The sequence below is a fragment of the Solirubrobacter ginsenosidimutans genome (assembly GCF_027587205.1).
Genome location: NZ_JAPDOD010000013.1, coordinates 128,328 through 142,232 on the forward strand (window position 1 = coordinate 128,328; position 13,905 = coordinate 142,232).

Here is a 13,905-nt window from a genome sequence, read left to right on the forward strand (position 1 = left end):
GTCCCTCTGACGGTTACGGGTGCGCCCGGGCGCACGGGCACTTCGCATCCTCGACGCATTTGAACGCGCCCGTCAACACCGATCAGGATCCGCCCACCGGCGCTTCCTGGGCCAGGAAATCAGTTTGTCGTCACTCTGACATTCTCCGACTGCCGCACAGACGAGCGGGAACGTCGCTGACTGGATCCCGAACCCTGTCTCGGTTAGCGTCGGCCCAGCGACAGAATTCACCAACATCAGGGGGTGAGCATGGCCGCAAATGGCATGCTGCAGGAGAGCGATCTCTCACCGATCCCGGGCGGGCAGCTGCGCGAAGACGCGGCCGCAGCGTGGCTGGCGATGCGGATGCACATCGCCAAGCAGCACAACGTCTGGATCAGTCCGACCTCGCGGCGCACCGCCTACCGGTCGCTCGCCGACCAGGAGTACTTCTGGAATCTCTACAAGTCCGGCCGAGGCGCGCTCGCGGCACACCCGGGGTCTTCGAACCACGGCTGGGGCATCGCGGTCGACACGCCGACGCCGGCGATGCAGGCCGGGATCCGGGAGGTCGGTCACCAGTTCGGTTGGGGCATCAAGGGCGGCCAGCTCGCTTCGGATGCACCGTCTGAGGAGTGGCATTGCACGTTCCACGCGGGCGTCTTCAAGGCCCCGCCCAGGCCGGCCCACGTGCACCCCTACCGGGTGATGAACGAGGCCGAGCGCGAGGCGCGGGACATGCTCGTCCGCCAGCGCCGCGTCGCCCGCCGGGCCGGCGGCTGGTCGAAGGTCGATCCCGTCCACCTCAAGCGGGCCGTGCAGGCCAAGAAGGACCTGCGCCAGCGCGCCGCCGACATCCGCTCCGCGGCCAAGGACGGCGGCTGGGAGAAGAACCACCGCAAGGCTCGCTACGACTACATCAACAAGCTCATCGGAGACTGACATGGAGACGACGCCAACGACCTTCGGTCCGCCGGACGCGGACTTCGACGACATCGCCGACGAGCCCGATCCCGCCTTCGGCGAGGTCGCCGAGGACGATGACATCGAGACGCCGGATGACGGCGAGCCCGACGCGAAGGACTGAGCCCTTCCTATTCACGAGGCCGTGTGTCCCGCCGGCGGGACACACGCGCCCTTGACGGCGCCGCCGAGATCGAAGAGACCTCCACGTACACATAGAGCAGGAGGCCATCCGAATGAGCGACTGGACGATCGACCCCGACGCACTACGGCACGTGTGCCCGAACCTCGATGCCGTCGCGGCGAGGCGGATCGCCGATGGCCTCGGCGAGGCGTTCATGCGCTTCGAGATCAACACGCCGCGCCGCGCCGCGATGGCCGTGGCGCAGTGGGGCCACGAGTCCGACCATTTCAAGACCGCGACCGAATACGCCTCCGGCTCCGCGTACGAGGGCCGCAAGGACCTCGGCAACACGCAACCCGGCGACGGCCGTCGCTTCAAGGGCCGCGGCCGGATCCAGATCACGGGGCGGGCGAACTACGCGGCGATCGCGAAGGCGTTGGAGCTCGACTGCGTGAACAACCCCGACGTGCTGGCCGAGCCGCCCAACAGCGAGCTGGCGTCGGGCTACTGGTGGTTCTCCCACGACTGCAACGGCTTCTGCGACCGTGACGATTTCGTCGGCCTGACCAAGCGCATCAACGGCGGCACGAACGGGCTCGACGATCGCCGCCGGCTGTACGCGCTCGCCACGCAGGTCGCCGAGAAGCTCGTGCCGGTCGACCGCTGGGGCGTGCTGACCGACGACGAGCGCGAATGGATGGAGACGCTGGCCAAGGAGCGCAAGATCGCCAAGCGCAACGGCGGCTGGAAGACGATCGACCCCAGCCACCTCGCCCGGGCCAACGACGCCAAGCAGCACCTGGTCGCGCGCGCCAAGGAACTGGAGAGCAAGTCGGCCGCCGAGCCGAACGGCTGGCGCCGGTTCGGGCGCCAGAAGCGCTACGACCTGATGAAGGAAGCCACCGGGAAATAGCGCCGACATGCCGTCGGTCCCGAAACCGAAGGCGAGCGCGGGCGCCAAGTGACGGTCTGGACGACGCCGCCGCCTCCACGACACTTGGCCGGCTTCTGAGCCGCGAACTTAGGATCACCGGCTACCGTGCTCAGCGCCCGCCCGGTCAGTGGGTTCCGGTCGATCATGTCTCGCCGTCTCCGCCGTCTGTCCGCGACGCTCGTCGCGCTCTGCATCGCCGCCTCGGTGCTCTACCTCGCTGCACAGACCGAGACGACGGACCGCGCGGTGGCGGCCGTGGACTGCCAACCGGTGGCGGGCGATCACACGCTGCCCGGCGACGCCCTGCTGCACGTTCCGCGAGGGGCGAGGGCGCCGCTCCCGCTCGTGATCGCCTTCCACGGCGCCGGCGGGACAGGCCCCGGCATGGCCGACTACAGCGGCCTCTCCGACACCGCCGACGCCAAGGGCTTCGCGGTCCTCTACCCCACCGCCGCGACCAAGCGGCACTTCTGGAGCCTGAACGCGAGCATGCCCGGCGACGACGTCAATCGCCTGCGCGCGCTGCTCCCGCAGGCGATGGCGGCGGCCTGTGCGGATCCGTCGCGGGTGTTCGCGACTGGCGTCAGCAACGGCGGCGGGTTCGCGGCACGGGTCGGGTGCGAGCTGGCCGGGACGATCGCGGCGATCGCTCCGGTGGCCGGCGGCTACAAGGCGCTTGACCGCTGCCCAGACGGCCGCCAGACGTCGGTGCTGGAGATCCACGGCACCGCCGACCACGTCGTCCCCTACGCGGGCCGACCGTCCGACAGCGCCGGCGCCGTGGCGGGATTCCTCGCTGGGTGGGTGCACCGCGACGGGTGCGATGAGAAGGCCACGCGCTCCAATCCCCGGCACGCGGTGGTGCGCTTCACCCACCGCGGGTGCGACCCGGGCTTCCAGGTCGAGCACCTGCGCCTGGCCGGGACCGACCACGGCTGGCCGGGCGCCGATCCGCCGTGGCCGCGCCACAACCCGTCCCAACTCGAGGCCAACGACGAGGTCTGGGCGTTCTTCGCGCGGGTCTCAGCGCACCAGCACTGAGGCGCGCAGCGGACCCGACGGGAAGCGCGTGGCCGTGAACGAGAACGCCTGGTAGGTGCGGCCGCCGAAGTCGACCGCCCCGTGGGACGGCAGTCGCGCGGGTCCGGGATCGAGCGTGCTGGAGGGAATCTCCGCATTTCCGGCGCGGAGAATCACGTCGGCGCCGGTGAAGCGGTGGACGAGCTTGATGAAGCCCGCGTCGTCCTGGATCGACGCCGTCACGCGCCCGACGGTGCGGCCGTGCAGGCGGACCGCGGCCGAGGCCGGTGCGAGGACGTACGGGCCGCCGACGTCGTTGACGAGCGCGCCGCGCTCGGTCCGCGCGCGGATGCGGACCACGTGCAGCGCGGGATCCTGGAAGAAGCGGACGATCTGGGCGCGCAACGCCGCGGGATCGTCGGCGGCCACCGCCCGTGCGAACCGGGGGTCGCGCGCGATGTGCCGGAGGACCTGGCGGGTCCGGGCGCTGCCGCGCTCGCCCTTGTAGATGCGCTTCGCGACGGCGCCGAGCGTGTTGGCCTTGGTCGCGGCGGGCGTGGGCCCGCACCACGCCGAGTCGGCGGCCGGGCTGAGCAGGCTGATCCGCAGCGGCCCCGCGGGGAACGCCGTCGCCGCGAGTGAGGCGACGCTGTAGGTCGCGCCGTCGGCTGAGACGGTGCCGGACGCGGGCGGCGCGACCGTCGGCGGGTGCAGCGTGGTCGCCAGCTCGCGCCCGCCGCCGACGATCACGACCTGGGCGCCGGTGAGGCTGTGGACGAGCGATGCCACGCCGTCGACCGTCGACGTCGAGAGCGTGAACCGTCCTACGGGCGCTCCGGCGCTGTCCGTGATCGTCCCGCCGACCGGTCCCAGCGCGGCCACCTGGCCGCGCGACACGAGCGTTTGGTCGCCACGCGTGATGACGATGCGCTCGACCTGGCTGCGCAGCAGGGGACGCAACGCCGCGCTGACCGCGGCCGGATCGTCACGCGCGACGGCGTCGCCGAGGCTCGTGGAGCGCGCGATGCGGGCCGCGGCGCCGCTGACGGTGCGCCCGCTCGCGGCCTGACCGGCCACGCGCTGGGCGACGTCGCGCAGGGTGGCGCCGATGGTCGCCGGACACGACGCGGTCGGTGCGTCGGCTTCGGCGCTTCCCAGGTCGACGTGCGCGCAGCCGGTCAGCGCGACGCCGGTCGCGGCCAGTGCTGCCACGTGTGCGATCCGCGTCGGCATCGGCCGAGCTTCCGGCGAGCGGCTGTGGCCGAGTTCAACGCTGTGTTGGGAATCCGTCAAGCCGCCGGCAGCACGAGCACCAGGCGGCCGCCGGAGCTGGACGGCTCCGCCGTCAGCTCGCCGCCCATCGCCCGCGCCAGCCCGCGCGCGATCGCGAGGCCGAGCCCCGCCCCACCCGGCCCGCCGGTCCCCGCCTGCCCGCGCGCGAACCGGTGGAAGACGTGCTCGCGCTCCTCCTCGCCGATCCCCGGGCCTTCGTCGCGCACTTCCAACCGGACCTTGCCCGGCTCGGGCGTGATCGCGATCGTGACCGTCCCGGCGCCGTAGTGGGCGGCGTTGTCGAGCACGACGCGGAGGATCCGCGCGGTGGCGACCGGGTCGGCGGCGGCGAGCGCCGGACCGCCGTCGATCTTCAACGTGCGCCCATCGGTGCGCAGGCGGGCGCCGAACTCGCGGCCGATCAACGCCGCCAGCTCGGCCAGCTCGACCGGCTCGTCGCGCAGCGGGGCGCCGCCGTCGACGCGGCTGATGTCCAGCAGGTCGGTCGCCAGCGCGGTCAGCCGGCCGGTCTGCCGCAGGGCGAGATCCATGCGCGCGGCGGTCGTTTCCGGGTCGTCCGCTCCGCGGCCGATCTCCTCCTTGAGCAGCTCGAGCGTGGCCTGCAGCGAGGCCAGCGGCGTGCGGAGCTCGTGGCTGGCGGTCGAGAGGAACTCCTGCCGTGACGCCTGCTCGTCGAGCAGCCGCTCGCGCATGCCCTCGAGGGCGCGCGCGACGACGGTGACCTCATCGCCGCCGGTGACCGCGATCGGGTGCTCGAGCCCGTCGGCCCCGAGCGCCTCGGCATCCGCTCGGAGGCGGCCGAGACGGCGCATCAGGCTGCGGCTCAGCAGCAGCGCCAGCAGGATCGCCACGAGCAGCCCGGCGGCCAGCGCGAGCGGCAGCGCCGCCCGCATGACCGACGCGGCGGCGCGGCTGTCGGCGAGCCGCTTGGAGATGACGAGCGTGAGGCGATTCGGCTCCTTGCCGACGACGGTCGCGGCGAAGGCGAACTCGCCCCGCCGGCCGGCGACCACGCCGCTGCGGCGCCGCAGCGCGCCTTCGCGCAGGCTCGCGGGCGGGCCCAGCGCCGGCTCGGCCGCCTCGGTCGTCTCGGTGTCGGCCAGCTCGGCGCTCGCGCTCGAGTAGACGACGATCCTGCCGCCCGTCCGCCGCTGCAACTGCTCGATGAGCTGCTCCAGTGCCGGCGAGCCGCGGCGACGGTCGCGCTCGGGCAGCGCGGCCAAGGCGGGGCGGATCGTGAACGCCAGGCCGCGCAACTCGGTGAGGCGGTCGGCGACCACGCGGCGCTCCAGCGGCGGCAGCACGACGAGCGCCGCGGCGGCCAGCGTCGCGAGGCTCGTGACCACCAGGGCGAGGACCATGCGCCCGCGCAGGCCGGTGAACGGCGCGCGGGCGCGCTCGCGCAGCGTGCTCACGGACCCATGCGATAGCCCACGCCGCGCACGGTGATGAGCCAGCGCGCCTCGCCCCCGGCGCGCTCGAGCTTCTCGCGCAGGTGGTGAACATGGACGTCGACGGTGTGCGGGTCGCGGAAGGCGTCGTCGCCGTAGATCGCGTGCAGCAGCTCGGGGCGGGAGCGGACCGCGCCCTCCGCGCGCAGGAGCGCTTCGAGAACGGCGTACTCCGAGCGGGTGAGCGCGAGCGACTCGGCCCCCACGGTGGCGGTGCGCGCGGCCGGGTGCAGCGCGATGCGCTGGTGGCGCAGCGGTCCGTTGCCGCTGGCCTCACGCGCGGCCGGGCGCGAGAGCCGCCGCAGTGCGGCCCGCACGCGGCTGCGCAGCTCGGCGACGCCGACCGGCTTGGTGACGTAGTCGTCCGCGCCCGCCTCCAGCGCGAGCACCACGTCGGCCTCGGTGTCGCGGGCGGTCAGCATCATCACGTAGACGTCGGCGTCGATCGTGCGCACGCGACGGCAGACCTCCACCCCGTCCGGGCCCGCGCCGAGCGCGATGTCCAGCAGCACGAGCTGGTGGCGGCCGGTGCCGGCGATCGCCTCCAGCGCGGCGTGGCCGTCGGCCGCGGTGTCGATCGCGTGGCCGTCGGCGATCAGCGCGCCCGCCATCGTCTCCCGGAGATCGGCGTCGTCTTCGACGAGCAGGATGCGTGCGTCCATCGTGGCCGGTAACCGTACCCGCCGTACGGCGGGCGAACGGTTTCCCAACAGAACACCAACGTGACCCTAGATCGGCGCTGATCTCGGCGGACGAGGATCGAATCGACCCTTCACAAGGAGCCTTGCCGCCGATGACCGCCACCGACACCGTGACCCCGGGCACCCGCCGTGCCCTCTCGTCGCTTTCGATCGTGCTGCCGTGCTTCAACGAGGCGCCCAACGTCCTCGCGGCCGTGACCGAGGCGCGCCAGGCCGCCGAGCGCTTCGCGCACCAGCACGAGATCGTCGTCGTCGACGACGGCAGCAGCGATGACACGCTCGCGATCGCCGAGGCGCTCGCGGCCAAGGACCCGCGGGTGCGGGTCGTCGCCCACGACGGCAACCGCGGGTACGGCGCCGCGGTCCGCTCCGGGATCGCCGCCTCGCAGGGCGATTGGGTGCTGCTGACCGACGGCGACTTGCAGTTCGATCTGAGCGAGCTCAGCCGCTTCCTCGACCTCACCGCCGGCCACGAGCTCGTCGCCGGCTACCGGCTGGGCCGCGCCGACCCGCGCTGGCGCCTGCTCGCCGCGGGGGCCTGGAACGGGCTGATGCGCCACAGCTTCGGCATCGGGGTTCGCGACGTCGACTGCGCGTTCAAGCTGGTCCGCGGGCCGAGCCTGCGCGCGCTGGCTCTGACGTGCGACGGCGCCATGGTCTCGACCGAGTTGCTGGTCCGCGGGCGGATGGCGGGCTGGCGGTTCGCCGAGGTGGGTGTGCAGCACCGTCCGCGGTTGGCCGGCGAACCCACCGGCGGCGACATCCGGGTGATCCTGCGCGCGTTCCGCGAGCGCCAGGCCTTGCTGCGCCGCCTGCGCGCGGAGCGGCGTTCGGCTTCCGCGGCCCAGCGCACCGCGGTGGCGTGAGCGCTCCGCTCGTCCTTGACGGCGGCGCCGCTCTGGCGCTCGCCCGGCCTCGTGCCCGCACCGTCGAGCGCGTCGCCGTCGGAGCGGTCTTCGCGCTCGCCGCCGCGCTGCGGTTCGCCGCGCTCGGGCGGACGCCCGTCGACCCGTTCTATGACGCCGCGGTGCGGAGCATGGGCACGTCGTGGCACGCGTTCTTCGTCGGTGCGTTCGACCCGTCCGCCGGGCTGGCGATCGACAAGCCGCCGTTCGACCTGTGGTTGCAGGTGGCGAGCACCAAGCTGTTCGGGTTCGGGCCGTCGGCGTTGCTCGTGCCCGCCGCCGTGGGCGGGACGCTCACGGTCGTGGCGCTGTACGACCTCTTGCGCACGCTTTTCGGGTCGCGCGTGGCGCTTCTGGGCGCGATGGCGCTCGCGGTGCTCCCGATCGCCGTGATCACGGGGCGCAGCGACACGATGGACTCGGTCATGGCCGCGCTGGTCGTGACGGCGTTCGCGGTCGCGGCCCGCGGGCTGCGCTCCGGACGCTGGGGGTGCGTCGTGCTCGCCGGCGCGCTGCTCGGGCTCGCGTTCGAGGCCAAGCTGTTCGAGGCGCTGCTCCCCGCGCTGCCACTGGCGTTGTTGTGGTGGTTCGGCGCGCGTGCGTCGCGGGGAGCGCGCGTGCGAGCTTTGCTCGCGGCGGGCGCGGTGGGTGCCGCGGTCGGGCTCGCCTGGCTCGTCCTGTTGACCGCCTTCGGAGGCCCGCAGCGGCCGTGGGCGTTCGGTTCCAGCGACGGCTCGGCCTGGAACGCCGCGTTCGTCTACGACGGCGTGGGGCGGGTGACCGCCGCGCAGCCACCCGGCGTGGTCAAGTCAGCCGCGGCCGCCGCCCGCGGCGCGTCTCGGATCCCGGCGGGTCCGGGCCCGCTGCGGCTCCTCTCGGCGCAGGACGAGCTGCGGTCGCGTCTCGGGATCGAGCTCGCGGCGGCCTGGGCCTCGGTGGCGCTGGTCGCTGTCACGGGCGCGTGGCGCGGCCTGGACCGTCCCGGCCGCGCGGGCCTGGCGGCGCTCGCGACGTGGCTCGCCCTCGGCACCGTCCTCTTCAGCCTCCAAGGCGCACTCCGCCCGCGCTACCTCGAGGCCTTCGACCCGGCGATCGCCGCGCTGCTGGGCGCGGCGGTCCTGCTGACGACCGCTCGCGCCCGGGACGGCGAAGCGGCCGCCGCGGGACCCCGCGCCCGCACAGCGGCGCCCGACGACCGCGGCGACGCCGCCTGGCGTCCACGCCGCGCGGCACACGACCACCACGACGGCGCCCGGCGCGTTCTCGTCGGCGGCGCCGTCGGTGTGGCACTCGTGGCCGTGCTGCTCTCGTCCGCGGTCACGAGTGTTCGCGCTGTCGTCGCGCACGTCCAGGACTCCGGGACGGTCGGCGCGTTGCCCGCCGCGCGGGTCGACCGCGTGAGCGCGTATCTCCGCGGCCACCAGGGCCGCGCGCGCTACGAGTTCGCTTCGCTGGCGACGTCGCCCGCCGCGCCGCTGATCGTGCATGACGGGCGGCCCGCGCTGGTGCTCACCGCTGCCGGGCGCGACGTCGTGAGCGTGCCGCGGTTGGCGCGGCTGGTCGCTGCCGGCCAGGTGCGCACCGCGATCGTCGGCGGCGGTTGCCGCACCGCGGGGTGCACCGATCTGGCCGCGTGGATTCGCGCCCACGGCGTCGATCGCAGCCTCGCCGCGGGCGAGCCGCACGCACGCACGCTGTACGCCCTCGACGCGACGCCGGCGGCGGGCGAGCCGCGGGCAGCCGCGGTCCACGCGCGTGACGTGATGCACGCGGCGGGCAAGCCGCACGCACACGTGCTGTACGCCCTCGACCCGACCGGAGCGACATGAACGCGACCACGCTCGTCCAGCCGTCCCGCGTCGCGGCCGCCGGGCTTTCGCGCGCGCTCGGCGCCGTCGTCGCGGCCGGCGCGCTGCTGGCATCGCTCGGCGCTTCGCTGTGGCTCGTGCTCGCCGCCGCGGAGCGCCCGTCGGTGCTGTCGCCGCCGACCATGCGCGCCGCGGACGCCTGGCTGTTCGGGCCGCTCCACGGGCTCCTGCCGCATCTCTCGACCGACCCGCTGCGCCTGCGCGCCGACTTCACCGTCGCGCTCGTGATCATGCTCGCGGCGTGGCTGATCGCGTGGGTGAGTGCACCCTCACTCCCCACGTCCGTCGTGGCCACTGCGGTCGCCGCCGCCCAGCTCGTGTGGGTGCTCGGGCCGCCGCAGCCGCTGACCGACACGTTCAACTACCTCGTCTACGGCGGGATGGCCGCGCACGGGCTCAATCCGTACACCCACATCCCGCTCCAGGCCCCGCACGGTGCCGCCTATGCGCTCTCGAACTGGCATCACCTCGAGAGCCCCTACGGCCCGCTGTTCACGCTGCTGACCGAGCCGCTCGCCCGGTTGCCGCTGCCCGACGCGTACTGGGCCTGGAAGCTGATCGTCGTCGGGTCCGCGCTGGGAGCGCTCGCGCTGGTGTGGTGGCTCGCAAAGCGGTTCGGGCGCTCGCCGCAGCGCGCGCTGGCCTGCGCCGGCCTGTGCCCGGTCACGCTCGCGGTCGGCATCGGCGGGTTCCACAACGACATGCCCGCCGTGCTCTGTGTGCTCGCCGCCGTCGCTTGCCTGCTGCGTGGGCGTGACCACGGCTGGGGGTGGGACGCCGGCGCGGGAGCGCTGGTCGTCGCCGCCGCCGGGCTCAAGCCGTCCTTCGCGGTCGTCGCCCCGCTGATCGTCCTCGGCGCCGACCGGCGCCTGATCGCGGCCGCCGGCGCGGCGGGGGCGACGCTCGTCGTCGGCCTCGTGGTCCTCGTCATGTTCGACGGCGCGCTGCCGTCGGTGGGCGTGCAGGATCAGCTCGTCAACCCGCTGAGCCTGCCGAACATCATCGGCGCGCTCACCGGCCACGGCGGCGCGGATCCGACGATCCGCGGGTACGGCCGCGACGCGCTGGCGGCGGCAGTGCTGCTCGCCTGCGCGCTCGTCCTGTGGCGGCGCCGGTGGGCGGTCGGCGCCATCGGCCTGGTCCTGTTCGCGAGTGTGCTCTCACTCTCCTGGGTGATGCCGTGGTACCTGGCGTGGGCGCTGCCGTTCGCCGCGCTCGCGCGCCCGCGCGTGCTCGCCCCGCTGGCGATCGTCGGGTGCGTGTGGCTCGGCGTCGCCGGGGCGCCGCAGATGCCGCGGCTCGTCCACGCGATCGGGTGGTATCCGACGCGCTCGGCGACCGGGCACGCCAACCACGTGTTCTCCGGGCGGTTGGTGTCATGAGCGCCGAACTCTCGCGGTTCGTGCGCTTCGGCCTCGTGGGCGCGATCAACACGGCGCTGACCCTCGTGACGTTCGCGCTGCTCACCCACCTCGACGTCGCCGCCGCACCCGCCTCCGCGCTGGCGTTCGCGACCGGCGCCGTGAACGGCTACCTGCTCAACCGCACCTGGACGTTCCACGCGCAGGGCGGGGCGGCGACGCTCACCCGCTACGTCGCCGTCCAGGGCCTCGGCGCGCTCTGCAGCGGCGCCGGGATCGCGCTCACCACCACCGACCTCGCACTCCACCGGCTCCCCGCCGAATGCCTCGTGATCCCGTTCGTGACGCTCTTGACCTACACGCTCGCCCGCCGCGTCGTCTTCCGCCCCGGCGGCACTCGACCCGTCATGTGACCGTCGCGAGTTAAGGCGCGCGAGCGTCCACCAGGTCGTCGATGATCTGAAAGTCCGCGCCGTTGTGCGTGAGCAGAGGGACTTTGTGGACGTTCGCGGTCGCGGCGATCGCGAGGTCCATCGCGCGCCGGCGCGGTTGTCCTCCGCGGGTGCGCACCGCCGCGGAGAGCCGTCCCCACTCGCGCGCCACCGCGGCGTCGATCGGCAGCGGCTCGAAGGTCGACTCGATCACGCCGAGACGCAGCCCACGGCGGGCGCGCTCGTCCGGGTCCTGTGCGACTCCGAGGCCGAAATGCAGCTCAACCAAGGACGCGGCACTGATGGCGCCCTCCAGCTCACGGGGCTTGTCGGCACCGATCAGCACCGACGTGTCGAGGATCGCGCGCACCTACGCGAACGGGTCGTCCAGCGCGCCGGGGAACTGCTCGAGTTCCTCGTCGAGCGTCTCCGGAGCCGGCGTGTCCCAGACCTTGTCGAGCTCCGGCCCGCTGACCCACTGACGACGGCGCGCAGGCCCGAGTTGCGCGACCGGCCGCCCGGCCACCGTGATCGTGAACTCCTCGCCGGCCTCCGCGCGACGCAGCACGTCGGCGACGTTGTTGCGAAGTTCCTTCTGCGGGATCACCGGCACCCGACCGACGGTAGCAGAACTGCTACCGTCCGCCCGTCTACGCCGTCGTCGCCGCGCGGGCCGGGCCGACGAGGGAGTCCTGGAGGCGCCGCGCGGCGTCGAGGTGGTCACCCGTCCAGATCATCCGGACTGCCGTCGCGGTCCCGCCGCCGTTGCCGTCGCTCAAATCGTTCTGCACCGCGGCGACGAGGCGGCGGTCGGCGAGTGAATCGCGCGGCTGCGGGTCCGGCACCGCGCCGCGACCCACGAGGCTCTCGGCGAACCCGCCGTACCAGCGCGTCATCCGCTCCGTGTTCCCGAGCAGCTCGGCCTGGGCGGCGGAGCGATCGCCGTGGGAGACCGCCTCGCGCTGCCACAGGTCGAGCACGGCGTCCGCGGCGAGCCGGAGCCCGACGACGCCGGTGACGAGGCTCGTCACCTCGGCCAGCGCCGCGGGCTTTGACCCGCGCTCGGCGAGGTAGTTGCGGAAGGTGTCGTCGAGCCGCCGCGAGGCCGCCGCCGCGCGGATCGCCTCCGCCTCCGGCGCGCGTGCCGGGGGCGCAGTGGCATCGCAGCGGGCGATGCCGAAGCGCACCGCTCCGGCGAGGTAGTTCGCGCTGTCGACGTAGGCCTCGGCGAGCGCGGTGCCGAGCGCGGTGGCCGCCCCGCGCGGCCAGAACAGCAGGCCCACCGCCAGGCTCACCGCACTGCCGATCGCGACGTCCTCGATCCGGACGAGCCCGATCTTCCAGCCTTCCGGCGCGATCAGGTTGAAGAGGATCAGCAGGGTCACGGTGAACGCGGCCTGTCCCGCCGCGAAGGAGATCGTGGCGGGGGCGAGCCCGGCGAAGAGCACCGCGAACGGCAGCAGCACCCAGAGCACGGTGGTGTTGGTGCCGATGAGGACGATCAGCACCCCGCCGACGGCGAAGCCCACCGTCGTCCCGACCAGCCCGCGCACGGCGTTCTGCCCGGTGCTCAGCGCGTTGGTGCGCAGTACCGCCAAAGCGCCGAGCACGACCCAGAACGCGTGCTGGGCACCGCTGAGGTCGGCGACCAGCACGGCGAGCCCGAGCGCGACGGCGCCGCGCACGCTGTTCTGCAGCCACAGCGAGTGGCGCTCCACGTGCGCGCCCGCTCGCTCCTGCGCCGTCGCCAGCCCGCCGCTGGCGCCCGCGGGCCGGCGGCCGAGCAGCTGATCGAGCCAGCTGCGACGCTCGGCCATCACCGCGAGATCGACGTTGCCGGCGATCTGGGTGACGATGAAGCTCAGCTCCTGCGCGCGGAAGCTCGGGTCCAGCGACGTGATCGCGTCGTCGCCGTCGGGAGGCGTGCTCGTCGCGTGCTGCTCCAAAGCGCCCAGCGCGGCGTCGAGGTCCGCGAGCGCGGTGTGCAGCGGCGCCGCGGCGCGCTGCGGCGCGTCCAAGGCATCCGCGGAGCACTCCAGGACCGAGGCGGCGGCCACCTTCACCGCACACGCCCGCCGATCGACCTTCCCGGCCGGCCGCGGGGCGGCCTGCGCGACGATCGCGTCGAGCCACTTGAGCTCGTCGACGAGCCGCACGATCGCCCGGGCGGCGGTGCTCAGCCCCGTCGGCCGGTAGGGCGTCGCGAAGAACGTCGCCTGCAGCGCGGCGAGCGCGCCGTCGGAACCAGCGAGCGCCGCGTCGTGCTCGGCCGCGGAGCCCTCGCCGAGCACGTGGGCCACTTCGGCGCGCAGGCGCGCGGCGAGCGCGCGGCACGCCGCGATCGCCCCGCTGCGCACCGGGTCGCGCGCCGGCGCCGGCCACAGCAGCGCGATCGCGAGCAGCGCGACGACGGACGCCAGCCCCCAGCCCGCCAGCCGATCCGGGATCGACGACACCGGCCCGGGGATCGACACGGGCAGGATGAACGCGAGCAGCAACGAGGTCGTGGCGCCGGCCAGCACGGAGCTCACCACGCCCGCGAACAGCACGCCGAACGCGACGAGCGTCATCGCCGCGGCCGCCACCCACGCGGAGTTGGACACCAGCGTTCCGAAGCACACGAACACCGCGCCCGTCACCGCGAGCGCGGCCTGCGCGCGCAGCCGGTTGCGCATCGGGCCGGCGAAGTCGACCAGCAGCAGCATCGCGAACGAGCCGAACGCCGCGAACGTGGCGAGCGTCGGGTTGCCGATCACCTTGTCGCCGAACGCGAACAGCGACGGCATGACCAGTGCCGTGCGCGCCGAACGGCGCAGCGCGGCGAAACCGCGATCGCGCGTCCGCAGCCAGTTCAGCGCACGCGCGCTAGCCATGT

General features: G+C 73.8%; 14 protein-coding genes. 8 read left to right on the forward strand and 6 right to left on the reverse strand.

Annotation, left to right across the window (positions count from 1 at the left end; translation table 11 throughout):
- Positions 1 to 249: 249 nt before the first annotated feature.
- The 4 genes from OM076_RS15410 to OM076_RS15425 all read left to right on the forward strand — a co-directional run bounded on the left by OM076_RS15410 (position 250) and on the right by OM076_RS15425 (position 3,041).
- A complete protein-coding gene (locus tag OM076_RS15410) occupies positions 250 to 921 on the forward strand; it encodes a D-alanyl-D-alanine carboxypeptidase family protein (protein WP_270040926.1) in 672 nt (223 codons plus the stop codon).
- Position 922: 1 nt separating this feature from the next.
- The gene (locus tag OM076_RS15415) at positions 923 to 1,066 is read left to right on the forward strand and encodes a hypothetical protein (RefSeq protein WP_270040893.1); all 144 of its coding nucleotides are present in this window, start codon (positions 923 to 925) and stop codon (positions 1,064 to 1,066) included.
- A gap of 112 nt (positions 1,067 to 1,178) precedes the next feature.
- A complete protein-coding gene (locus tag OM076_RS15420) occupies positions 1,179 to 1,979 on the forward strand; it encodes a glycoside hydrolase family 19 protein (RefSeq protein WP_270040894.1) in 801 nt (266 codons plus the stop codon).
- Positions 1,980 to 2,144: 165 nt separating this feature from the next.
- On the forward strand, positions 2,145 to 3,041 hold the full coding sequence (locus OM076_RS15425) for a CE1 family esterase (RefSeq protein ID WP_270040895.1): 897 nt from the start codon (positions 2,145 to 2,147) through the stop codon (positions 3,039 to 3,041).
- On the opposite strand, the gene OM076_RS15430 is transcribed toward OM076_RS15425, so the two are convergent.
- From OM076_RS15430 to OM076_RS15440, 3 genes are read right to left on the reverse strand one after another with little or no spacing between them, the layout of a single operon-like run.
- Complete coding sequence (locus OM076_RS15430; RefSeq protein WP_270040896.1) at positions 3,024 to 4,253, reverse strand: hypothetical protein; 1,230 nt, start codon at positions 4,251 to 4,253, stop codon at positions 3,024 to 3,026. The two genes, OM076_RS15425 and OM076_RS15430, sit on opposite strands and share 18 nt — an antisense overlap.
- Before the next feature lie 56 nt (positions 4,254 to 4,309).
- Complete coding sequence (locus tag OM076_RS15435) at positions 4,310 to 5,728, reverse strand: sensor histidine kinase (RefSeq protein WP_270040897.1); 1,419 nt, start codon at positions 5,726 to 5,728, stop codon at positions 4,310 to 4,312.
- Positions 5,725 to 6,426, reverse strand: coding sequence for a response regulator transcription factor (locus OM076_RS15440; protein WP_270040898.1), 702 nt, complete (start codon positions 6,424 to 6,426; stop codon positions 5,725 to 5,727). Before OM076_RS15440 ends, OM076_RS15435 begins: the two co-directional genes overlap by 4 nt.
- 131 nt (positions 6,427 to 6,557) lie before the next feature.
- Between OM076_RS15440 and OM076_RS15445 the strand changes: the two genes are divergently transcribed.
- Genes OM076_RS15445 through OM076_RS15460 form a run of 4 tightly spaced genes read left to right on the forward strand, consistent with a single transcriptional unit; the run spans position 6,558 to position 11,012 of the window.
- A complete protein-coding gene (locus tag OM076_RS15445) occupies positions 6,558 to 7,331 on the forward strand; it encodes a glycosyltransferase family 2 protein (RefSeq protein ID WP_270040899.1) in 774 nt (257 codons plus the stop codon).
- Positions 7,328 to 9,199: a glycosyltransferase family 39 protein gene (locus OM076_RS15450; RefSeq protein WP_270040900.1), complete on the forward strand. Its 1,872-nt coding sequence runs from the start codon at positions 7,328 to 7,330 to the stop codon at positions 9,197 to 9,199. Before OM076_RS15445 ends, OM076_RS15450 begins: the two co-directional genes overlap by 4 nt.
- Entirely contained in the window at positions 9,196 to 10,620 is a 1,425-nt protein-coding gene (locus OM076_RS15455; protein WP_270040901.1) for an MptA/MptB family glycosyltransferase, read from the forward strand. Before OM076_RS15450 ends, OM076_RS15455 begins: the two co-directional genes overlap by 4 nt.
- Positions 10,617 to 11,012 (forward strand): GtrA family protein, encoded by a 396-nt coding sequence (locus OM076_RS15460; protein ID WP_270040902.1) that lies wholly within the window; start codon positions 10,617 to 10,619, stop codon positions 11,010 to 11,012. Before OM076_RS15455 ends, OM076_RS15460 begins: the two co-directional genes overlap by 4 nt.
- 10 nt (positions 11,013 to 11,022) lie before the next feature.
- On the opposite strand, the gene OM076_RS15465 is transcribed toward OM076_RS15460, so the two are convergent.
- From OM076_RS15465 to OM076_RS15475, 3 genes are read right to left on the reverse strand one after another with little or no spacing between them, the layout of a single operon-like run.
- A complete protein-coding gene (locus OM076_RS15465; protein ID WP_270040903.1) occupies positions 11,023 to 11,400 on the reverse strand; it encodes a PIN domain-containing protein in 378 nt (125 codons plus the stop codon).
- Positions 11,401 to 11,643 (reverse strand): type II toxin-antitoxin system Phd/YefM family antitoxin, encoded by a 243-nt coding sequence (locus OM076_RS15470; RefSeq protein ID WP_270040904.1) that lies wholly within the window; start codon positions 11,641 to 11,643, stop codon positions 11,401 to 11,403.
- Positions 11,644 to 11,680: 37 nt separating this feature from the next.
- Positions 11,681 to 13,903, reverse strand: coding sequence for an FUSC family protein (locus tag OM076_RS15475; RefSeq protein WP_270040905.1), 2,223 nt, complete (start codon positions 13,901 to 13,903; stop codon positions 11,681 to 11,683).
- Positions 13,904 to 13,905 lie beyond the last annotated feature (2 nt).